Source organism: Sphingosinicella sp., assembly GCF_052387495.1.
Classification (GTDB): domain Bacteria; phylum Pseudomonadota; class Alphaproteobacteria; order Sphingomonadales; family Sphingomonadaceae; genus Allosphingosinicella.
The window spans coordinates 1-20119 of record NZ_JBQTJC010000024.1; the positions used below are offsets into that span (position 1 = coordinate 1).

Annotated in this window: 19 protein-coding genes; 12 read left to right on the forward strand and 7 right to left on the reverse strand. The window is 68.2% G+C overall.

The genetic code is table 11. From position 1 onward, the window contains the following. The coding region (locus tag ACT4N8_RS01660) for a sensor histidine kinase (RefSeq protein WP_444856399.1) at positions 1-543 on the forward strand (543 nt) is incomplete at its 5' end. A gap of 161 nt (positions 544-704) precedes the next feature. Continuing rightward, a complete protein-coding gene (locus ACT4N8_RS01665) occupies positions 705-1637 on the forward strand; it encodes a hypothetical protein (protein WP_444856400.1) in 933 nt (310 codons plus the stop codon). Between the two features lie 172 nt (positions 1638-1809). On the opposite strand, the gene ACT4N8_RS01670 is transcribed toward ACT4N8_RS01665, so the two are convergent. Continuing rightward, the gene (locus tag ACT4N8_RS01670) at positions 1810-2454 is read right to left on the reverse strand and encodes a hypothetical protein (protein ID WP_444856401.1); all 645 of its coding nucleotides are present in this window, start codon (positions 2452-2454) and stop codon (positions 1810-1812) included. Between the two features lie 97 nt (positions 2455-2551). On the opposite strand from ACT4N8_RS01670, the gene ispH reads away from it, so the two are divergent. Together ispH and rnhA are read left to right on the forward strand one after the other, a co-directional pair. Next, positions 2552-3496 (forward strand): 4-hydroxy-3-methylbut-2-enyl diphosphate reductase, encoded by a 945-nt coding sequence (gene ispH / locus ACT4N8_RS01675; RefSeq protein WP_444856402.1) that lies wholly within the window; start codon positions 2552-2554, stop codon positions 3494-3496. Beyond that, positions 3493-3951, forward strand: coding sequence for a ribonuclease HI (rnhA, locus tag ACT4N8_RS01680; RefSeq protein ID WP_444856403.1), 459 nt, complete (start codon positions 3493-3495; stop codon positions 3949-3951). The genes ispH and rnhA overlap by 4 nt, the downstream gene beginning before the upstream one ends. Here rnhA and ACT4N8_RS01685 read toward each other — a convergent pair. After that, a complete protein-coding gene (locus tag ACT4N8_RS01685) occupies positions 3927-5042 on the reverse strand; it encodes an NAD(P)/FAD-dependent oxidoreductase (RefSeq protein ID WP_444856404.1) in 1116 nt (371 codons plus the stop codon). The two genes, rnhA and ACT4N8_RS01685, sit on opposite strands and share 25 nt — an antisense overlap. Then, positions 5039-5974: an alpha/beta fold hydrolase gene (locus ACT4N8_RS01690; RefSeq protein WP_444856405.1), complete on the reverse strand. Its 936-nt coding sequence runs from the start codon at positions 5972-5974 to the stop codon at positions 5039-5041. The genes ACT4N8_RS01685 and ACT4N8_RS01690 overlap by 4 nt, the downstream gene beginning before the upstream one ends. Before the next feature lie 50 nt (positions 5975-6024). Between ACT4N8_RS01690 and ACT4N8_RS01695 the strand changes: the two genes are divergently transcribed. From ACT4N8_RS01695 to ACT4N8_RS01730, 8 genes are read left to right on the forward strand one after another with little or no spacing between them, the layout of a single operon-like run. Further along, positions 6025-6495, forward strand: coding sequence for an A24 family peptidase (locus tag ACT4N8_RS01695; protein WP_444856406.1), 471 nt, complete (start codon positions 6025-6027; stop codon positions 6493-6495). A 54-nt stretch (positions 6496-6549) separates the two neighbouring features. Further along, positions 6550-7578, forward strand: a complete 1029-nt coding sequence (cpaB, locus tag ACT4N8_RS01700) for a Flp pilus assembly protein CpaB (protein ID WP_444856407.1) — start codon at positions 6550-6552, stop codon at positions 7576-7578. A 1-nt stretch (position 7579) separates the two neighbouring features. After that, a complete protein-coding gene (locus ACT4N8_RS01705; RefSeq protein WP_444856408.1) occupies positions 7580-9127 on the forward strand; it encodes a type II and III secretion system protein family protein in 1548 nt (515 codons plus the stop codon). Positions 9128-9159: 32 nt separating this feature from the next. Then, positions 9160-9825, forward strand: a complete 666-nt coding sequence (locus ACT4N8_RS01710) for a CpaD family pilus assembly protein (RefSeq protein ID WP_444856409.1) — start codon at positions 9160-9162, stop codon at positions 9823-9825. Beyond that, the gene (locus tag ACT4N8_RS01715) at positions 9825-11117 is read left to right on the forward strand and encodes a pilus assembly protein CpaE (RefSeq protein ID WP_444856410.1); all 1293 of its coding nucleotides are present in this window, start codon (positions 9825-9827) and stop codon (positions 11115-11117) included. The genes ACT4N8_RS01710 and ACT4N8_RS01715 overlap by 1 nt, the downstream gene beginning before the upstream one ends. A gap of 33 nt (positions 11118-11150) precedes the next feature. After that, the gene (locus ACT4N8_RS01720) at positions 11151-12125 is read left to right on the forward strand and encodes a type II secretion system F family protein (RefSeq protein WP_444856411.1); all 975 of its coding nucleotides are present in this window, start codon (positions 11151-11153) and stop codon (positions 12123-12125) included. A gap of 19 nt (positions 12126-12144) precedes the next feature. Then, a complete protein-coding gene (locus ACT4N8_RS01725; protein WP_444856412.1) occupies positions 12145-13137 on the forward strand; it encodes a type II secretion system F family protein in 993 nt (330 codons plus the stop codon). 54 nt (positions 13138-13191) lie between these two features. Continuing rightward, complete coding sequence (locus ACT4N8_RS01730; RefSeq protein ID WP_444856413.1) at positions 13192-13443, forward strand: lipopolysaccharide assembly protein LapA domain-containing protein; 252 nt, start codon at positions 13192-13194, stop codon at positions 13441-13443. Here the strand turns inward: ACT4N8_RS01730 and ppdK are convergent. The 4 genes from ppdK to ACT4N8_RS01750 all read right to left on the reverse strand — a co-directional run bounded on the left by ppdK (position 13440) and on the right by ACT4N8_RS01750 (position 19938). Further along, complete coding sequence (ppdK, locus tag ACT4N8_RS01735; protein ID WP_444856414.1) at positions 13440-16100, reverse strand: pyruvate, phosphate dikinase; 2661 nt, start codon at positions 16098-16100, stop codon at positions 13440-13442. The two genes, ACT4N8_RS01730 and ppdK, sit on opposite strands and share 4 nt — an antisense overlap. An 81-nt stretch (positions 16101-16181) precedes the next feature. After that, positions 16182-18599, reverse strand: a complete 2418-nt coding sequence (glyS, locus tag ACT4N8_RS01740) for a glycine--tRNA ligase subunit beta (protein ID WP_444856415.1) — start codon at positions 18597-18599, stop codon at positions 16182-16184. After that, positions 18599-18991, reverse strand: coding sequence for an endonuclease domain-containing protein (locus ACT4N8_RS01745; protein WP_444856416.1), 393 nt, complete (start codon positions 18989-18991; stop codon positions 18599-18601). The genes glyS and ACT4N8_RS01745 overlap by 1 nt, the downstream gene beginning before the upstream one ends. 77 nt (positions 18992-19068) lie before the next feature. Further along, the gene (locus tag ACT4N8_RS01750) at positions 19069-19938 is read right to left on the reverse strand and encodes a glycine--tRNA ligase subunit alpha (RefSeq protein WP_444856417.1); all 870 of its coding nucleotides are present in this window, start codon (positions 19936-19938) and stop codon (positions 19069-19071) included. Between the last annotated feature and the right edge of the window lie 181 nt (positions 19939-20119).

Consider the following 20119-nt stretch of genomic DNA (forward strand, 5'->3'; position numbering starts at 1 on the left):
CACGCGGCTTTACAAGCGGCTGAAGCCGCCATCGCCCGCGCAAGCGACACGCTAAAGAGCGTGAGGCACATGGTGCAGCGAAAGCTTGTCGAAGGAAAGGCCACGTCGCTGACCCGTCTTGTCGAGGACCTTGTGCATTTGCTGCCGAGATCGCCTCCACTGGAATATCAGATCGAAGCCCATGCCGACCGGATTTTTGCCGACAAGATGCAGGTAGAACAGGTGCTGCTTAATCTCATTAGGAATGCCTGCGAGGCTATCGAAGGCAGGTCCGATGGGAAAATCGTTCTCGAAGCGCGCAGGGTCGGCAACATGGCAACAGTCTGCGTAGCCGATAATGGACCCGGTGTGCCCGCTGAAGCCCACGAGCACCTTTTCTCCCCCTTCAAGAGCAACAAGCCGGACGGGCTCGGAATCGGCTTGTCCATATGCCGTACGATTGTCGAGCAGCATCAAGGGCTCATATGGTTGGCAAGCAGTAGCAGCGGCGCGCGGTTCTGCTTCACCATTCCAGTTGCTCAAGATGATAACCCAAGTGGCTGAGCGCGCCTGGCCTGCGGCAGGGACATCTCGCGGCCACACGCGCCGGCTTGAACCTGGCAGAAGAGCGCGACCGCAATGGGTCGAACGCGGACGTACCGATTGAACGATCACGCGCAAGAAACACTTTCCTACAGCCCCCGCTTTGTGTCTTACCCTGTCGGATGGAACAGAACCAGAACCGACTCGTCCCCGAGGCGCCGGCCGATGAGTCCGCCTCTTCCCTCAACATTGTGCCTTCGGGCGCTGGCGTTCGAGACTTCGATCCGGTCCCACTGCGCTATCGGCAGGACGGCCTGACGCCGCAGAAGCAGCGCGAATATGTCGAGGCGCTGGCCGATTGCGGGGTGGCGCGCGAGGCGGCGGCGCGGATCGGCGTTTCCGAGCAGGCGGTGAACCGCGTCCGCCGCCGCGCCGATGCGCGCAGCTTCGATCTCGCCTGCGAAGCGGCCGCCCGCTTCGGCGCCCGGCGAATCCGCTCGATCGCTTTCGAGCGGGCGATCGAAGGCACGGTGAAGCGTCATTATTATCATGGCGAACTGAAGAGCGAGGAGGTGGTCTACGACAATCGCCTGCTCATCTACCTGCTCGGGAAGACCGAACATCTCGTCCCCGAGCTTGGCCGTGTCCACGCCGCCACCGAAAATTGGGAGGCGCTGGTCGAATCGATCGAGCATGGCACGCCAACCCCGGACCTTCGCTCCGAATGGGAGCGCGAACGAGACGAGCGGCTGGCCGAATATGCCGAAGAGAGCGAAGAGGACGAAGAGGACGAAGGAGACGACGCCAATGACATCATTGGCGAGCAAGTCTGGGAGGAGGATGGCGGCTGGCTGACCAGCTTCCCGCCGCCAGCCGGCTTCGACGGCGTTGAGGATGGCGTTCCGGGCGACGAGGATTATCGCCGCTCGCTCACCAAAGCGGAAGAGGCCGCGCTCGCCGCGTGCGACCAGGAAGACGAGGAAGAGCGCCTCGAGGCAGTCCGCCTCGCCTCCGCCCGCCGTGACCGCTTTTTCGGCTTCGAGGGCGGCCTCCGGGACGAAGAGATTTTTTCGCCCTGGGAAGCTGAAACTTATGAAACATCCGTTCAGGTTTGAGCCAATGCCGGTCCCCGCATCCGCGCGACCGCACCGCCAGCGACGCAGGCCTCGGTGCCTTCGCGTCTTTGCGTCTTCGCGTGAACCAATTCAGAAGGACTCACGCAAAGACGCTAAGACGCAAAGGTTCTGCGTCCCGACGCACCCGCTGCGGCAGACGAGAATGCGGAAATCAGCGCGTGGCGTTGTAGCGGAGCTGATCCTCGGTGAGCTCGAAGCCGATCAAAAGCTCGAACCGCGCCCGGTCTACCGCGGCGGGGACGGCGGGATCGGAGAGCGGGTCGACCGCGGCGGCGGGATCGCCGGGGCGGCGCTGGCGAGTGATCTCGCGGCGGATGTCCTCGGGCAAAGTCGCCGCCGAGCGCAGCACCTGCGAGGTCGCGGCGGCCGAGGCGCTGGCGCGATGCTGGCCGTCCTCGAAGCGCACCGCGACGCGGCTGACGCGCTTGGCGACGATGCTGGTGCCGGAATGAACGACGGTCGCGAAATAGGGCAGCACGACCTCGCGCGCGCCGCTCGCGTCGCGGCGCTGGGCGTGCACCTCGAAGGTCGCGGTGGTGACGATATATTCGCCCGCCTCGTTGCAGGTGCCGCGCAGATTGGTGATCTGCGCGACCACGTCGATCGCGCTCGCGTCGCGGCTGGTCGCCGGGTTGAACAGGGTGACGTCGCCGGCCGGCGCGGGAATCGCGACCGGGGGGCAGGCGGTGTAGCTGGTCAGGATGCCCGCCTGGTAGATGTCGCCCTCGCGGGCGCAGCCGATCAGGCCGAGAGTGGCGAAAGCGGCAACGGCCGCCCTGGAAGTGAACAGGCGCAAAGCGGGATCCCCAATATGTGTCGTGACGCTTCCCTAGCGTCCCAGGACTATCGTGCAAACTGGCAATTCGGTAGAGCGGCCCCCAAGTGAACCACGAATGACCGACAAGCCTCCCCTCACCCTGCTGATCGCCGCGCCGCGCGGCTTCTGCGCCGGCGTCGACCGCGCGATTCGGATCGTCGAGCTCGCGCTCGAGCGCTATGGCGCGCCGGTCTATGTCCGCCACGAGATCGTCCACAACAAGTTCGTCGTCGAGGAGCTGAAGGCGCAGGGCGCGGTGTTCGTGCGCGAGCTGGACGAGGTGCCGGACGGGGTACCGGTGGTCTTCTCCGCCCACGGCGTGCCCAAAATCGTGCCCGCGCGGGCCGAGGAACGCGGCCTCAACTATCTCGACGCGACCTGCCCGCTCGTCTCCAAGGTCCACCGCCAGGCCGAGCGGCTGATCGAGCAAGGCCGGCATATTCTTTTCATCGGCCACGAAGGCCATCCCGAGGTGGTCGGCACCTTCGGCCAGGTGCCCGAGGGGCGGATGACCCTGATCGAAACCGCCGAGGATGCGGAAGCCATCGAGCCCGCCGATCCGACGCAACTCGCCTTCCTCACCCAGACCACGCTCTCGGTCGACGACACGGCGGAGATCGTCGCGATCCTGAGGCGCCGCTTCCCGCTGATCCAGGTCCCGCGCAGCGAGGATATTTGCTACGCCACCTCGAACCGGCAGGCGGCGGTCAAGGCGATCGCGGGGCGCTGCGACGCAATGTTGGTGATCGGCGCCTCGAACAGCTCCAATTCGCTTCGCCTGGTCGAGGTCGCCGAGCGGGCCGGCGCCCGCGCGATGCTGGTCGCGCGCGGCCACGACGTCGATTTTCGCTGGCTCGGGGGCGTCCGCACCCTCGGCATCACCGCCGGCGCCTCGGCCCCCGAGGTGCTGGTCCGCGAGGTCGTCGAGCGGCTGGCCGAGCGCTTCGAGGTCAGCGAGGAGCCGGTCGAGGGCGTCGAGGAGAATATGGTCTTCAAGCTCCCCCGCGCCCTCGTCGCATGAGCGATCTGACCGAGGTCGAGATCTTCACCGACGGCGCCTGCAAGGGCAATCCCGGCCCCGGCGGCTGGGGCGTCGTGATCCGCTCCGGAGCGAAGGAGCGGGAGCTGTCCGGCGGCGAGCCGCTCACCACCAACAACCGCATGGAGCTGCTCGCCGCGATCCGCGCCCTGGAGGCACTCACCCGCCCCTGCCGCGTCCAGCTCTACACCGACAGCCTCTACGTCCGCGACGGCATCACCAAATGGATCCACGGCTGGCGGCGGAACGGCTGGCGGACGGCGGATAGGAAACCGGTCAAGAATGCCGAGCTCTGGCAGGAGCTGGTCGAGGCCTGCGCGCCGCATCGGATCGAATGGCATTGGGTCAGGGGCCATGCCGGCCACCCGGAGAACGAGCGCGCCGACCGCCTCGCCTGCGCCGCCGCCGAAGCTCAGCTGAAGCGCGCGGCGGAGTAAGGCGCCGGGTCGATATGGGCGACCGTCTCGTCCGGCGCCCGGCCGAACAGCAAGGCGGCCGCGAGCCTGGCCGCGGCGGGCGCGGTCTGGATGCCGAAGCCGCCCTGGCCGGCACACCAGAAGAAGGCCGGCCGGCCGGGGTCGAAGCCGTAGACCGGCAGCCGGTCGGGGGCGAAGCTGCGCAGGCCCGCCCAGGCGCGCTCGACCCGCTCCACCCGCCAGTCGACCGCCTGCTCGAGCCGGTCGATCGCGGTGGCGACGTCGATCTCCTCGGCCGCGCAATCCGAAGGCGCGCACGGGCTCTCGTCGTGCGGGCTCAGCCAGAGTCGTCCGCCCGCCTCCGGCTTGAAATAGAAACGCTCGCGAGCGTCGATCACCAGCGGCAGATTGGCGGGCGGCGGCGGCGCGACCCGGAGCTGCGCGATCGTCCGCCGATAGGGCGTGATGCCGATCGGCGCGATGCCCGCCAAGGCGGCCACCTCGTCCGCCCAAGCGCCGCTTGCGTTGACGAGAATGTCCGCCGCGAAGGTCCCGCCGCTCGTCTCGATCCGCCAGCCCCCGTCATGCCGCGCACCCGTCACCCGCGCGTCGGTGACCAGCGCCGCCCCGCGCGCGCGCGCGCGCTTGAGATAGGCCGCGTGAAGGGCGCCCACGTCGATGTCGGCGCAGCTCGGCTCGAACAAAGCCGCGTCCCGGCCCGGCCTGAGCCCCGGAATTCGCCGCTCGATCTCCCTGCGTCCGAGCCGTTCCAGCGGGACCGGCGAGCCGGCGAATTCGTCGAGCAGCGCGTCGAGAACGCCCTCCCCCTCGGCGTCAGCGAGGTGGAGCGCCCCGCGCTGCGTCATCAGCGGCCGGTCGGCGAAATCGGCGGGCGGCGCGGCGAGGAAGCGGCCCGAGGCGCTGGTCAGCGGCTGGATCTGCGGCCCGCCATAGGTCTCCGACCAGAAGGCGGCGGAGCGCCCCGTGCTGTGATAGCCGGGCTGCGCCTCCGCCTCGATCAGCACCACTTTTGCCTCGCCCGCCACCTCGGCGGCGAGGCTGGCGCCGGCGATCCCCGCGCCGACCACCGCCACGTCATAGGCGCGGCTCAATGCTCCAGCCCGGCGAGAAAGGCGTCGATCCGGTCGAGCGCGTCGCGGCGGATCGGATCGCTCTCGCGCAAAATCTCGTGCGCCGCGTCGTTGATCCACTCGACCCACGCATCGGGAAGTTGGCGCGCGACGCGGCGGATCGCTTCAGAGCTGACCAGCCGGTCGCGCTCGGTGGCGACGATCAGCATCGGCAGCGTCACATTGGCGAGCTTCTCCGCCGTGAAGGAGGCGGCCGACGAGCGGAACGCCTCGCGCAGCCAGCCCCAGCTCGGCGAGCCGATGTCGAAGCCCGGCTGCGCTGTCCACCAATGCAGCTCGTCCTCGTAGCGCTCGCGGCAGTCGGTGAGGTTGCGCTGCCGGGCCGAGCCCCAGGGCGAGCCGCCCACGGGCGGCTTCCACACCCGCTCCTTCTCCCAGCCCAGCTGGCACATGAAGTCGGCGATCTGGGGCGCCAGCCAGGCCGGCATCGGATAGGAATTGACCTCCAGCATCGGCGCGACGAGCACCGCCGCGTCGAGCGCCGGGCGCTTGTCGACCAAGGCGCGAAGCAGCAGGTGGGCGCCCATCGAATGAGCGACTGCGACGTGCGGCCCCGGACCGTCGGCGCGCCACGCCTCGATCAGCCCCGCGAGATCGGCCGCCAGCTCCTCGAAGCCGATCGCCCGGCCCGCCTTGCCGCCTTGCGACAGGCCCTGTCCCCGCCAGTCGAAGCTGGTGACGTTCCAGCCGGCCTCATGCCAATCGCCATAGGCTTCGAGATATTTCTCGATGAAGTCGCCCCGCCCGCCCACGAAAAGCAGGCTGCCGCGCGCCGCGCGCCCTTCGCCCTGGCGCCAGTCCATCCGGCGCAGCGCCCAGCCGTCCGGCGCGGCCCAGGTCGAGAACAGCGCCTCGGCCGGGTGCGATCGCCAGTTGCGCGTGCCCGTGTCCATCGCCGTCACGGTTACGGTTTGGAAAGCCTCGCCGTCTAGAGGATTGCGCCATGTGGACGGAGCTCTCCTGGATCTTGCTCGCCTTTCTGGCGCTGCTGCTGGTCGTCGCTTCGTGGGGCGACCTTCGGACGCGCACCATCTCCAACGGCCTCAACCTCGCCGTCGCGCTGCTCGCCATCCCCTTCTGGTGGGCGAGCGGGCTGGCGCTCTGGCCCGATGTCGCGCTGCAGGTCGGTGTCGCCCTGCTCGTCTTCGCCGCCTTCGCCGGCGTCTTCGCGCTGGGTGGCATGGGCGGGGGCGACGTCAAGCTGCTCGGCGCGATCGCCCTGTGGCTGCCCTGGCCGGCGGTTCTTGCCCTGCTCGTCATCATGTCGCTCGCCGGCGGCGCGCTCACGCTCGCCATGCTGCTCCGCAAGCGGCTCGCCCGCAGCGAGGCACGGCTCGAAATTCCGTACGGCGTGGCGATCTCGTTCGGCGGATTGTGGCTGATTAGCGAACGGTTTCTTTACCAATTTGGCTGATGACTGGGCCCTGAAATTTCACTCGGGTCCCATTCGGGGGAGGCGACAAACGCCATGGACGTCAAGAAAATCGCGCTGCTGGTAGGCGCGCTCATCATCGCGGCCGTCACCGCCGTCATGGCGAAGAACATGTTCACCGGCGCGGGCGCGCCGCAGGCGCAGGCCGGACCGGTCGTGCCCGAGGGCCCGCAGGTGCTGGTTGCGACCCGCACCCTCCCCGTCGGCACGATCGTCGACGCCGAAGCCTTCCGCTACCAGCCCTGGCCCGAGGGCCTCGTTCAGGACGCTTATTATATCCGCGGCGCCGAGGGCGAGACCGATCCGTCCAGCCTGATCGGCACCGTCGTGCGCTCCGAGATCACCGCCGGCCAGCCCGTTACCCAAGGCTCCCTCGTGCGTCCCGGCGAGCGCGGCTTCCTGGCGGCGGCGCTCGGGCCCGGCATGCGCGCCGTCACCGTTCCCGTCTCCGCGACCAGCGGCGTCGCCGGCTTCGTCTTCCCGGGCGACCGGGTCGATATGGTCCTGACCCAGGAGGTCGAGGGCGGCGGCGACGGGGCCCCGCTCCGGGTCTCCGAGACGATCCTTCGTAACATCCGCGTCCTCGCCGTCGACCAGCGCCTCAACGCGCGCGACGAAGAGGGCAACCAGGTCGCCCAGACGGTCTCGACCGTGACCTTTGAAGCCACGCCCCGCATCGCGGAGAGGATCGCGGTCGCCCAGACGATCGGCCAGCTCTCGCTGTCGCTCCGGTCGTTGGCGGACAACAATGCCGAGCTGGAGCGCGCCATCGCTTCCGGCGAGGTCCAGGTCCCGCAAAGCGACGATCCGCGCGCCGAGCGCCGCATGCTGCTCGCCGTCGCCAATCGTCCGAGCGACGGACCTTCTACGTACACGGTGGGCGCCGATGTCTCCCGTTTCCAGCGCGGCAGCGTGCCCGGTCGGGCGCGTGACGACAATAATAATGCTGCGCCGGCTTCGGGTGGTGCCTCTGGTGCGGTTGGTGTTGACGGCAGACCTGCGGGTCCGGTCGTCCGCGTCGCCCGCGGCAACAACGTGACGCTCGTTCCGGTGGGAGCACGCTAAGATGAAAAAGTTCAATTCGATCAAGCGCACGGCGCTCGGCACCGCCCTGGCGGCGGCGCTGGCGGCGGGCCTGGCCCTGGCGCCGAGCCAGACGGCGGCCCAGCCGGCCGGCGCGGTGGCTCCGACCAACGACGTGACCCTGTCCGTCGGCACGGGGCGCATGGTCCGCCTCAACGGTACGATGAGCGACCTCTTCGTCGCCAACGACGCGATCGCCGACGTCCAGGTGCGCTCGCCCAACCAGATCTACATCTTCGGCCGCGCGGCAGGGAATACCTCGGTCTACGCGACCGACCGCTCCGGCCGGGTGGTCTATTCGGCCAATGTCCGGGTGGGCCAGAATCTGGGTTCGGTCGATCAGCTGCTCGACATGGCGATGCCCGAGGCCGACATTCAGGCGACGCCTTTGAACGGCATGGTGCTGCTGACCGGCACCGTCGCCCAGCCGAACGACGCGGCCGAGGCCGAGCGCCTCGTCCAGGCCTTCGTCGGCGCCGACACGCAGGTGGTGAGCCGCCTGCGCACCGCGACGCCGCAGCAGGTCATGCTGCAGGTCCGCATCGCCGAGGTGAGCCGCTCCTTCGTCCGCGAGGTCGGCATGAACCTGATCTCCCAGGATACGACCGGTGGCTTCAATTTCGGGGTCTTCCGCGGCACGCGGGGGACGGCCACGGACGCAGCCACCCAGCTCCCGATCAACGCTTTCCAGCGGATCGCCACGGGCAGCTGGACGCTCGAGGCGGCCGGCCGGCTGTTCGGCCTCGACGTCGCCTCGGCGCTCGACCTCGCCGAGAATAACGGCATGGTGACGACCTTGGCCGAGCCGACGCTGACCGCCCTGTCCGGCGAGACGGCGAGCTTCCTCGCCGGCGGCGAGTTCCCGGTGCCGATCTCCCAGTCGCTGGGCACGGTGACGATCGAGTACAAATCCTACGGCGTCGGCCTGGCCTTCACGCCGACCGTGCTCGAGGACGGCCGCATCTCGATGCGCGTTCGCCCGGAAGTGTCCGAGCTGTCGACCGAGGGGAGCATCCGCTTCAACGGCTTCGACGTGCCGGCGCTGACCACGCGGCGCGCCGAGACGACGGTGGAGCTCGGCTCCGGCCAGAGCTTCATGATCGGCGGCCTGTTGCGCAACGCCAACACCAACACGATCGACCGCGCACCCGGGCTCGGCAGCTTGCCGATCATCGGCGCGCTGTTCCGCTCGACCCGGTTCCGCCGCGCGGAGACCGAGCTGGTGATCATCGTCACGCCCTATCTGGTGAACCCGGTTTCGGCCAACCAGATCGCGCTGCCGACCGACGGCTTCCGTTCGGCCAATGACGGCCAGCGGATCCTGCTCGGCCAGGAGCATAACAGCGTCAGCGGCGAGCGGCGTCCGGTCCCGACCGCAGCCCCGCCGCGCACCGTGGCGCCGGGCATCGACGGCGCGGGCGCCGCGAACAACGCGCCGGTGCCGAACGCGCCCGCCCCGGCCCAGCGGGCCGAGAACGCGGCCGCCCGCCCGCCCCAGTCGGCCAGCGCCCAGCCCGGCTTCGACTTCTGATGAGCGCCCGAGAGCGAAAGGACGAAAAGACCATGTCTCGCATCAAGAGCTTCGCGACCGCCGCCGTCCTCGGCCTCGGGGCCAGCGCCTGCGCGTCGTCGAACAGCGGCCCACTCAGCGCTGTCAACAATCCGAGCGTCTATTCGGTGCACCAGCCCGTCGTGGAGCGCACCGACTTCGTGCTCGACCTGAGGTCCGACCGAGGCGGCGTCTCGCCGGGCGAGATCGAGCGACTGCACGGCTGGTTCGATTCGATCGGTCTTCGCTACGGCGACCGCATCTCGGTCGACGAGGGCTATGGCGCCGGCGGCGCGCGCGCCGACATCGCCCGCGCGGTCGGCGAATATGGCCTGCAGCTCGAGCCTGGCGCGCCGGTCACCGCCGGCGAGGTCGGGGCGGGCTCGGTCCGCGTCATCGCCAGCCGCGCCACCGCCAGCGTGCCGAGCTGCCCCGATTGGGCCGCGGCCGGCAACGGCATCACCCCGCCGCAGGGCACGTCAACCAATTTCGGCTGCTCCACCAACTCGAACCTCGCGTCGATGGTCGCCAATCCCAACGATCTCGTTCGCGGCCAGGTCAATTCGGGCAACGGCGCCAGCAGCACCGCGTCGCGCGCCATCCGTGTCTACCGCGAAGCTCAGCCGTCTGGCCAGCGCGGCCTGTCGGCGCCGACCACTACCGGGGGGAGCAACCAGTAATGAACGCGCCTTTCCATGGGAGCCGCGCAGCCGGGCTCCGCGATCCCTTCACGGCTTTCGTCTGCGACGAAGCGACGGCCGACATGCTGCGCCCGATCGCGGTCGAGCATGGCTGGTCGCCGGAGAAGGTGAACAAGGGCGGGCTCCGTAACGCCGTCCAGACCCTCTCGGTCTCGGCCAGCCCCTGCATCCTGTTCGTCGACCTCTCCGAAAGCGGCGATCCGCTCAGCGACATCAACGCGCTGGCCGAAGTCTGCGAGCCGGGCACGGTGGTGATCGCCGCCGGCCAGGTCAACGACGTCCGTCTCTATCGCGACCTCGTCGCCAGCGGCATCCAGGACTATCTCCTGAAGCCCTTCTCGCCCGACCAGCTCCGCGACGCCTTCGCCAATGCGCAGCTGACCATCTCCGGTCCGCGCATGAACGAGGGCGGCAGTGACAAGCCGAACGTGGCGGCCGCCGTGATCGGCGTGCGCGGCGGCGTCGGCGCCTCGACCATCGCCTCGTCCTTGGCCTGGCTGATGGGCGACAAGGCCGGGCGTTCCACCGCTTTGCTCGACCTCGACGTCCATTTCGGCACGGGCGCGCTCGGGCTCGATCTCGAGCCGGGCCGCGGCCTCACCGACGCGATCGAGAATCCGAGCCGCATCGACGGGCTGTTCATCGAGCGCGCGATGGTGCGCGCCAACGACAAGCTCTGCGTGCTCTCCGCCGAGGCGCCGATCAACCAGCCGATGCTGAGCGACGGCTCCGCTTATTTCCAGCTGCAGGAAGAAATCCGTCACGCCTTCGAAGGCGCCGTGATCGATCTGCCCCGCCACATGCTGGTCCAGTTCCCGCACCTCGCGGGCGACGTCCAGGTCGTGATCGTGGTCGTCGAGTTCACCCTCGCCGCGACCCGCGACGCGATCCGGGTTCTCTCCTGGCTGAAGGCGAACGCGCCGCAGGCCAAGGTGATCGTCGTCGCCAACAAATGCCTGCCCGCCGGGCAGGAGGTGACGCGCAAGGACTTCGAGCATTCGATCGAGCGTAAGGTGGATGTGGTCCTTCCGTTCGACGCCAAGGCGGCGACCCAGGCGGCCAAGCTCGGCCAGCCGCTCGCCAAGGCGACCAAGTCGACGAAAATCTCGCAGCCGCTCAACCAGCTGCTCACGCAGACGCTGGAGCAGGGGCCCGAGGAGGAAGCAGCCGCGACCGGCAAGAGCGGCAGCGGCTCGCTGCTCGGCAGGCTCGGCAATTTCAAATCGCTGGTCGCCAAGAAGCCCAAGGAGGCTTCGGCGCAGGCCGCCTGACGGCAACACGTCGCCGCCAGGCGAGGAGGATAGATGTCCGGTTTTGCTTTGATGCTGATGGCGGCGGGGCTCATCACCACGCTGCTGCTCGTCATGGCCGCTTTCGCCGGGCCTTCTCTCGCGAAGGCCCAGGCGCGGCGGCTGGAGAGCGTGCGCGAGCGGCACAGCCGGTCGACCGAGGCGGTCGCCCAGGCGCAGCTTCGCCGCATCTACGCCCAGCGCCAGAACCGGATGGAGGGCCTCGCCCAGCGCTTCATTCCCAATCCGGCCCTGTTCCGCCGCCGGCTGGAGCAGACCGGCAAGAGCTGGACGCTCGGCCAATATGGCATCGCCTCGGTCGGGCTCGCCGGCGCCGTCGCCGCCGTCCTGATCTTGCGCGGCCTGCCGATCGGCCTCGGCCTAGCGCTCGGCGCGCTGGCCGGCATCGGCCTGCCCCATTTCATCGTCGGCCAGCTGATCAAGCGCCGCGTCAACACCTTCACCGCCCGCTTTCCGGATGCGAGCGAGCTGATGGTGCGCGGCCTGCGTTCGGGTCTGCCAGTCTCGGAGACGATGGGCATCGTCTCGACCGAAATCCCCGATCCGGTCGGCCTCGAGTTCCGTAACGTCTCCGACAAGATGAAGATCGGGCGGACGATGGAGGCGGCCCTGCAGGAGACCGCGGACCGGCTCGGCACGGCCGAATTCCAGTTCTTCGTGATCTCGCTGCAGATCCAGCGCGAGACCGGCGGCAACCTCGCCGAAACCCTGTCGAACCTCGCCGAGGTGCTCAGGAAGCGCGCCGCGATGAAGCTCAAGATCCGGGCGATGTCGTCCGAATCCAAGGCGTCGGCCTATATCATCGGCGCCCTGCCCTTCATCGTCTTCGGGCTGATCTGGTTCATCAACGGCCAGTATATGCAAAATTTCTTCGTCGATCCGCGGCTGATGATCGCGGGCGGTGTCGGCCTGGTGTGGATGTCGATCGGCGCCTTCATCATGTCCAAGATGATCAATTTCGAGATCTAAGAGGGAAGGCCAGCAGCCAATGTCGACCGGGCCGACCTTGATGGGTATCGACGTCACGATGGTGGCGACCGCGCTTTCCGCGGTGGCGACCTTCGCCGTGCTCGTCGCGATCTACGCGGCGACGACGGTGCGCGACCCCATGGCCAAACGGGTCAAGGCGCTGAACGAGCGGCGCGAGCAACTGAAAGCCGGCATCGTCGCCTCGACCTCGAAGCGGCGAAAGAAGACCATCTCCAACCGCAACGAAATGGCCGACAAGGTGCGCGGCCTGCTCTCCTCGCTGCAGATGCTCCAGGATTCCCAGGTGCAGAAGGCGCAGGGGAAGCTGATGCAGGCGGGCATCCGCTCCAAGGATCTCGCCTTCGTCGTCATCTTCGCGCGCTTCGTCATGCCGGTCGTGTTCGGCACCTTCGCGGTGGTGATGGTCTATGTGGTCGATTATTTTCCCGATTGGGGCGCGTTCAAGAAATACGGCCTCGTCGCCGGCACGCTGCTGCTCGCCTACAAGGCGCCCGATTTGTGGCTCAAGAACAAGATCGACAAGCGCACCTCGGCAGTCCGCAAGGGCCTGCCCGACGCGCTCGACCTGCTCGTGATCTGCGCCGAGGCCGGCCTCACCGTCGACGCCGCCTTCGGCCGCGTCGCCAAGGAGCTGGGCAAGGCTTATCCGGAGCTCGGCGACGAGTTCGCGCTGACCGCGATCGAGCTGGGCTTCCTCACCGATCGCCGGCTGGCGTTCGAGAACCTGGCCAAGCGGATCGATCTCGACGCGGTGCGCGGCGTCGTCACGACGATGATCCAGACCGAGAAATACGGCACCCCGCTCGCCAGCGCGCTGCGCGTCCTTTCGGCCGAGTTCCGCAACGAGCGGATGATGCGCGCCGAGGAGAAAGCGGCGCGGCTGCCGGCGATCATGACCGTGCCGCTGATCCTGTTCATCCTGCCGGTGCTGTTCATCGTCATCCTCGGCCCGGCGGCCTGCTCGATCAACGACGCGCTGCTCTCGGGCTGAACCGCCTGCGGAACAATCGCGCGCCACGTGCGATTGAGCCGCAGGAGGTCCCCCATGGAAGCTTTCTCGCTCGATCAATGGCTGGTGCTGCTGCTCGCCTTCGTGCTCGGCCTGATCCTCGGCATGGCCTTCCTCGCCAGCCCCAAGTGGAAGCGCCGCTGGCGCGAGGAGAATGAGCGCGTGCGCGAACTCGAGGCCGAGAACGCGCAGCTCCGCAAGGACGCCGCCGAGATGGACTCGCTCCGCCACGCCGCCGCCCGGGACGAGGCGCGGCACGACGACCGCGACCGGCCGGGGCCGCTCTAGGCTTTCCGCAGCGCCGCCTGGGCCGCCGCCAGCCTCGCGATAGGAACGCGATAGGGCGAAGCGCTGACGTAATCGAGGCCGACCTTCTCGCAGAAAGCGACGCTGGCGGGATCGCCGCCATGCTCGCCGCAAATGCCGAGCTTGAGGCCGTCGCGCGCCGCCCTTCCCCGTTCCGCCGCGATCGAGATCAGCTCGCCGACGCCTTCGGCGTCGAGGCTGACGAAGGGGTCGCGGGCGAAGATGCCCTGCTCGACATAGGCGCCTAAAAAACGGCCGGCGTCGTCGCGGCTGACCCCCAAGGCGGTCTGGGTGAGATCGTTGGTGCCGAAGCTGAAGAAATCGGCGTCCTGCGCGATCTCGCCGGCGGCGAGGCAGGCGCGGGGCAACTCGATCATCGTCCCGATCAGGTAGTCGATGCGCGCGCCCCGTTCGGCGAACACCGTCTCGGCGGTGCGCTCGATCAGCGCGCGGATGATGGCGAGTTCCTTGCGGGTGGCAATGAGCGGGACCATCACCTCGGGCAGGGGCGCCTCGCCTTCCCCCGCCACCTCGAGCGCGGCCTCGAAGATCGCGCGGGCCTGCATCTCGTAGATTTCGGGATAGGTGATACCGAGCCGGCAGCCGCGATGGCCGAGCATCGGGTTCGATTCCGACAGCTCGGCGGCGCGGCGGCGCAGGGTCTCGACGTCGAGGCCCGAGGCGCGGGCGACCTCGGCGAACTCCTCCTCGGCATGGGGCAGGAATTCGTGCAGCGGCGGATCGAGCAGGCGGATGGTGACCGGCAGGCCCGCCATGATCCGGAAAATCTCAATGAAATCGCCGCGCTGGGCGGGGAGCAATTTGTCGAGCGCGATGCGGCGGCCCGCCTCGTCCGAGGCGAGGATCATCTGGCGGACGTTGGCGATCCGCTCGGCGTCGAAGAACATATGCTCGGTGCGGCAGAGGCCGATCCCCTCGGCGCCAAACTCGCGCGCGGCGCGGCAGTCGTTCGGAGTCTCGGCATTGGCGCGGACCTTGAGGCGGCGCTTCGCGTCCGCCCATATCATCAGCGTTCCGAAATCGCCGCTCAATTCGGGCTGGACGGTCGGCACCTCGCCCAGCATCACCTCGCCGGTGCTGCCGTCGAGGGTGATCACCTCGCCTTCCCTCACCTCGCGCCCGCCGACGCGCATCAGCTTGTTCTTGTAATCGATCGCGATTGCGCCGGCGCCCGAGATGCAGGGGCGCCCCATGCCGCGGGCGACGACGGCGGCGTGGCTGGTCATCCCGCCGCGCGCGGTGAGGATGCCCTCGGCCGCGTGCATGCCGTGAATGTCCTCGGGCGAGGTCTCGACCCGGACGAGGATCACCGCCTCGCCGTCAGCCCTCCATTTCTCGGCGGTGTCGGCGTCGAACACCGCCTTGCCGCAGGCGGCGCCGGGCGACGCCGGGAGGCCCTTGGCGATCACCTCGCGGTGCGCTTGCGGATCGAGGGTCGGGTGGAGCAATTGGTCGAGCGCCTGCGGATCGACCCGGCAGACCGCCTCCTCCTCCTTGATCAGCCCTTCCTCCGCCATGTCCACCGCGATCTTGAGCGCCGCCCTGGCGGTGCGCTTGCCGGTACGGGTCTGCAGCATCCACAAGGTGCCGCGCTCGACGGTGAACTCGATGTCCTGCATCTCGCGATAGTGGCGCTCGAGCCGGTCGAACACCTTGGCGAGCTCGCCATAGACCTCGGGCAGCGCCTCCTCCATCGAGGCCGCCTTCGCCCCGGCTTTCTCGCGCGCGGCCCTGGTCAGATATTGCGGGGTGCGGATGCCGGCGACGACGTCCTCGCCCTGGGCGTTGATCAGATATTCGCCGTAATAGGCGCGCTCGCCGGTCGAGGGATCGCGGGTGAAGGCGACGCCGGTGGCGCTGTCCTCGCCCATATTGCCGAACACCATCGCCTGGACGTTGACCGCCGTGCCCCAGTCGCCGGGAATGGCGTGGAGGCGGCGGTAGGTCTTGGCGCGCTCGGCGTTCCACGAGCCGAAGACGGCGCCGATCGCGCCCCAGAGCTGGTCGTGCGGGTCGCCCGGGAAGGGCCGGCCCAATTCCTCCTCGACGATCTCCTTGTAGCGGCCGGCGAGCTTCTCCCAGTCCGCCGCGCCAAGATCGGTGTCGAGATGGACGCCCTTGTCCTCCTTGGCGATCTCGAGCGCTTCCTCGAACAGGCCGTGATCGACGCCAAGGACGACGTCGCCGTACATCTGAATGAAGCGGCGGTAGCTGTCCCAGGCGAAGCGCGGATCGCCGGAGCCGGTTGCGAGGCCGCGCACCGTCTCTTCGTTGAGCCCGAGATTGAGGACGGTGTCCATCATCCCCGGCATCGACACCCGCGCGCCGGAGCGGACCGAGACCAGCAGCGGATTGGCGGCGTCGCCGAAGCGGCGGCCGGTCACCGCCTCGATATGGGCGATCCCTTGCGCGACCTGATCGGACAGCGCCGCGCGATAGCCCTCGCTCTGTTCCTGGTAGAGCGCGCAGGCGGTGGTGGCGATGGTGAAGCCGGGCGGGACCGGCAGGCCGATCGACGCCATCTCGGCAAGATTCGCGCCCTTGCCGCCGAGCAGATTCTTGTTGCCCGCCTCGCCGTCGGAAACGCCGCCGCCGAAGCGATAAACGTGGCGAGTCATTGGGCGGCCCTTCCCGCCGGAAGGTTCGAAAGGTCCGGAAGGTCCCGCTTCCCATAAGGAGAAAAAGATCGAACGATCCGATCAGCCCTCGATCCTGGAGAAATCCGCCACGCGGTGGACCGCGTCGCGCATCGTGGCCAATAGGTCGAGGCGGGCGGCGCGCTTGGTTTCATCGGGGTCATTCACAGTCACCTTGTCGAAAAACGCATCCACCGGCGCGCGCAGGCTCGCGAGCGCGCGCATCGCCGCTTCGAAGTCCTCGGCCTCGACCGCGGCGCGGGCGGCGGGCTCGGCCGAATCGAGCGCGGCGATCAGGGCCTCTTCCGCCTTTTCAGGCGTGTAGGAAAGGGGTTTGTTCCTGCCTTGTTCCCTTGTCGTCATCCCGGCGGAGGCCGGGACCTCAGGGGGGCTAGCCGCTGGGCCTTCTTGTCCCGAGGCCCCGGCCTTCGCCGGGGCGACGGGGGACGGCCACCCCTCCTTCTTCAGGATATTGGCCGCGCGCTTGTAGCCGGCGAGGAGATCGGCGCCCTCGGCCGTCTCGACGAAGGCCTGCAACGCCTTCACCCGCGCGAGCAGGCGGACGAGATCGTCCTCCCCGCCGAGCGCGAACACCGCGTCGATCAGATCGTGCCGGACCCCCGCCTCGCGCTGCTGAACCTTGAGGCGGTCGGCGAAGAAGGAAAGGAGAGAGTTGAGCGCGTCGGCGTGCGGCTCAAGCACATCCCCGGAGGCCGATTGTCTCATCCGGGTGTCGAGCATCGCTCGTAACTCGGCACTCGTCGGATCCCGACCCGCAGCCGTTCTCAAACCTGAGAAGACATCGATAAAAATCGACCGCGTCTCTCGGGAATAAGTTTGCCGATAATATCTGTAGCCTGCCGCGAGAATGACAGGACTGAGACCGAACCGAAGCCGATTTGCAACAACGATTTGCAGAAGCGCGACCGCGGCGCGTCTGAGTGCGAAAGGATCCTTTGACCCCGTCGGCACCAGTCCTTCTTTGAAAAAGCCGAACAGCGTATCCAGCTTATCCGCCAGGCCGACGGCCACCGTGACCGGCGAGGTGGGCACTTCGTCGCCCTGGCCGACCGGCTTGTAATGGTCGCGGATGGCGTCGGCGATTTCGGCGGGCTCGCTTTGGGCGCGGGCGAGGTGGCCGCCGATCACGCCCTGCAGCTCGGGGAACTCGCCGACCAGGCCGGTGTCGAGATCCGCCTTGCAGAGGCGGGCGGCGCGCTCGGCCATGTCCGCCAACGTCATCCCGGCGGAGGCCGGGATCTCGGCGGGATTGGCCTCGGCATCTTCGCGGCCTGAGGCCCCGGCCTTCGCCGGGGCGACGATCCCCTCCTCAACCAGCCATCTCGCGAGCTTCGCGACCCGCTCGACCTTGTCGGCGACGGTGCCGAGCTTTTCGTGGAAGACGATCTGGCCGAGCTTCGCCGCCTGATCTTCGAGCGGCACCTTGAGGTCCTGCTCCCAGAAGAAGCGGGCGTCGGCCAGGCGGGCGGCGAGGACTTTGCGATTGCCCTCGACGATGCGGGCGCCGCCGTCCGCCGCGTCGAGATTGGCGATGCATACAAAATTGGGTGCGAGCGCCGGGCCCCCTCCACCATTCGCCTCCGGCGAGCGGTCTCCCTCCCCGTCCCGGGGAGGAATGCAGACGAAATATTTCTGGTTCAGCCGGGCGGTGAGCTGGATGATTTCGGGTGGGACGTCGAGGAAAACGGGGTCGAAGCGGCCGAGCAGGGGCATTGGCCATTCGGTGAGGCCGGCATTCTCCGCGACCAGCGGCTCGTCCGCGATCAGGCGGAGGCCGGCGGCCTCGGCGGCGGCGCGGGCGCCGTCGCGGATGATCGCCTTGCGCTCGTCGGCGTCGATGAGGACGTGGCAGGCGCGGAGCTTTTCGGCATAATCGTGGGCGCCGCCGATCGTGATGACGCCGGGATGGTGGAAGCGGTGGCCGACGGTGGCGGCGCCGGACTTCACCCCCGCCACTTCGCAGTCGACGATCTCCTCGCCCAGTAGCGCGACGATGCCGTGGAGAGGACGGACCCAGCGCAGGGACTCGGTCGAGACGGAGGCCGCGCCCCAGCGCATCGATTTGGGCCAGGGGAAGGTGCGGACGATGGCGGGGATGGCCTCGGCCAGCACCGAGGCGGTGGCGCGGCCGGGCTTGTCGATCTGGGCGAACCAGACGCCGTCGCGCTCGGCGAGCTGGTCCTGCGTCAGGCCGGTCTTGCGCAAGAAGCCCTCCAGCGCCTGCGGGGGGGCGGAGGTGCGTGGGCCTTTCAGCTCCTCGCTCACCGCCGCGGTCTCCTCGGGCAAGCCGCGCGCGATCAGGGCGAGGCGGCGCGGCGTGGCGAAGGTCTCGATCGCTTCTGCCTTCAGCCCGGCGGCGGCGAGCTGCTCGGCGAACAGCCGCGCGAGATCGGCCCGCGCCTTATCCTGCATGCGCGCCGGGATCTCCTCGGAGAGCAATTCGAGGAGGAAATCAGCCATTACCGATCCTCCCCTGGACGGGGAGGGGGACCATCCGCAGGCTGGGGGAGGGGGTTCGCCGCACATGAGACGATCGAGGCAGCGACGCTTTCTGGGTCCTTCAACACATCTTCCGCCATAATTCTCAGCACGCGATATCCGCGCTCAGCCAGAAAGGCGTCGCGCGCATGGTCCCGTCGCGGCCCGTCGCCTCGATCATGCGCGGTCCCGTCTACCTCAATGACCAATTTGGCCGTGCTGCAATAGAAGTCCGCGACATAGGGATCGATGGGGTGCTGTTTTCGAAAGGAAATGCCTTCGGGCGCGCCGCGCAGGCGTTGCCAAAGCAGCGCTTCGGGCAGACTCATCGTGCGCCGGAGCCTTCGCGCGGCATAGACCGTCGGTCGTCGCAAGGTCGGGCTGCCCCCTCCACCACCGGCCTGCGGCCGGCGGTCCCCCTCCCCGTCCCGGGGAGGATCTGAAGGGACGCTCACGCCGCCCACCCGTTCTTGTCCATCCAGGCGGCGCAGGCGCCCTTCGCCAAATCGCGGACGCGGCCGATATAGGCCTGGCGCTCGGCGACCGAGATGACGCCGCGGGCGTTCAAAAGGTTGAAGACGTGGCTCGCCTTGATCGCCTGTTCGTAGGCGGGGATGGGGAGCGCGGCGTTCAGGCAATTCTCGCATTCCGCGGCGGCCTTGCGGAACAGGTCGAACAACGTCTCGGTGTCGGCGACCTCGAAATTCCATTTCGACATCTGCCGCTCGTTCTCGAGGAAGACGTCGCCGTACCTGACGCCCGCCCCGGTGAAATCGAGATCGTAAACGCTGTCGACGTTCTGCACGTACATCGCCAGCCGCTCGAGCCCGTAGGTGAGCTCGCCCGCGACCGGCTTGCAATCGAAACCGCCCATCTGCTGGAAATAGGTGAACTGGGTGACCTCCATGCCGTCGCACCAGACCTCCCAGCCCAGCCCCCAGGCGCCGAGCGTGGGCGATTCCCAATCGTCCTCGACGAAGCGGATGTCGTGGCTCGCGAAGTCGATGCCGATCGCGGAGAGCGAGCCGAGATAGAGGTCCTGCAGGTCCGTCGGGCTCGGCTTCAGCATCACCTGATATTGATAATAATGCTGGAGCCGGTTCGGGTTCTCGCCGTAGCGGCCGTCGGTCGGGCGGCGGCAGGGCTGGACGAAGGCGCAGTTCCACGGGTCGGGACCCAAGGCGCGCAACGTCGTCGCCGGGTGGAAGGTGCCCGCCCCCATCTCCAGATCGTAGGGCTGGAGGATGACGCAGCCCTGCGCGCTCCAATAATCGTGGAGCGTCAGGATCAGCTGCTCGAAGCTGGGCGGCGTGGAGGCCATGCGTCGCCTTCGCGAAACGTGGAAAATGCGGCTCCGCTTTGGCGGATGGGCGAGGGGCGGTCAAGCGACGGCGTCCGCCGCGACGCGTCAAGCTGCGATAGCTTTATGTCATGCTAGCTTGACATACTTGCGAATCACCAATAGTCAGGCGTGCGATACACAAAGTCAGGTATGTCTGACA

Excerpts from the sequence above, each read along its gene's own strand:
- ACT4N8_RS01665 (WP_444856400.1), top strand. The coding sequence starts at position 705 with ATGGAACAGAACCAGAACCGACTCGTCCCCGAGGCGCCGGCCGATGAG.
- ispH (WP_444856402.1), top strand. The coding sequence starts at position 2,552 with ATGACCGACAAGCCTCCCCTCACCCTGCTGATCGCCGCGCCGCGCGGC.
- rnhA (WP_444856403.1), top strand. The coding sequence starts at position 3,493 with ATGAGCGATCTGACCGAGGTCGAGATCTTCACCGACGGCGCCTGCAAG.
- ACT4N8_RS01690 (WP_444856405.1), bottom strand. The coding sequence starts at position 5,974 with ATGGACACGGGCACGCGCAACTGGCGATCGCACCCGGCCGAGGCGCTG.
- ACT4N8_RS01695 (WP_444856406.1), top strand. The coding sequence starts at position 6,025 with ATGTGGACGGAGCTCTCCTGGATCTTGCTCGCCTTTCTGGCGCTGCTG.
- cpaB (WP_444856407.1), top strand. The coding sequence starts at position 6,550 with ATGGACGTCAAGAAAATCGCGCTGCTGGTAGGCGCGCTCATCATCGCG.
- ACT4N8_RS01705 (WP_444856408.1), top strand. The coding sequence starts at position 7,580 with ATGAAAAAGTTCAATTCGATCAAGCGCACGGCGCTCGGCACCGCCCTG.
- ACT4N8_RS01710 (WP_444856409.1), top strand. The coding sequence starts at position 9,160 with ATGTCTCGCATCAAGAGCTTCGCGACCGCCGCCGTCCTCGGCCTCGGG.
- ACT4N8_RS01715 (WP_444856410.1), top strand. The coding sequence starts at position 9,825 with ATGAACGCGCCTTTCCATGGGAGCCGCGCAGCCGGGCTCCGCGATCCC.
- ACT4N8_RS01720 (WP_444856411.1), top strand. The coding sequence starts at position 11,151 with ATGTCCGGTTTTGCTTTGATGCTGATGGCGGCGGGGCTCATCACCACG.
- ACT4N8_RS01725 (WP_444856412.1), top strand. The coding sequence starts at position 12,145 with ATGTCGACCGGGCCGACCTTGATGGGTATCGACGTCACGATGGTGGCG.
- ACT4N8_RS01730 (WP_444856413.1), top strand. The coding sequence starts at position 13,192 with ATGGAAGCTTTCTCGCTCGATCAATGGCTGGTGCTGCTGCTCGCCTTC.
- ppdK (WP_444856414.1), bottom strand. The coding sequence starts at position 16,100 with ATGACTCGCCACGTTTATCGCTTCGGCGGCGGCGTTTCCGACGGCGAG.
- glyS (WP_444856415.1), bottom strand. The coding sequence starts at position 18,599 with ATGGCTGATTTCCTCCTCGAATTGCTCTCCGAGGAGATCCCGGCGCGC.
- ACT4N8_RS01750 (WP_444856417.1), bottom strand. The coding sequence starts at position 19,938 with ATGGCCTCCACGCCGCCCAGCTTCGAGCAGCTGATCCTGACGCTCCAC.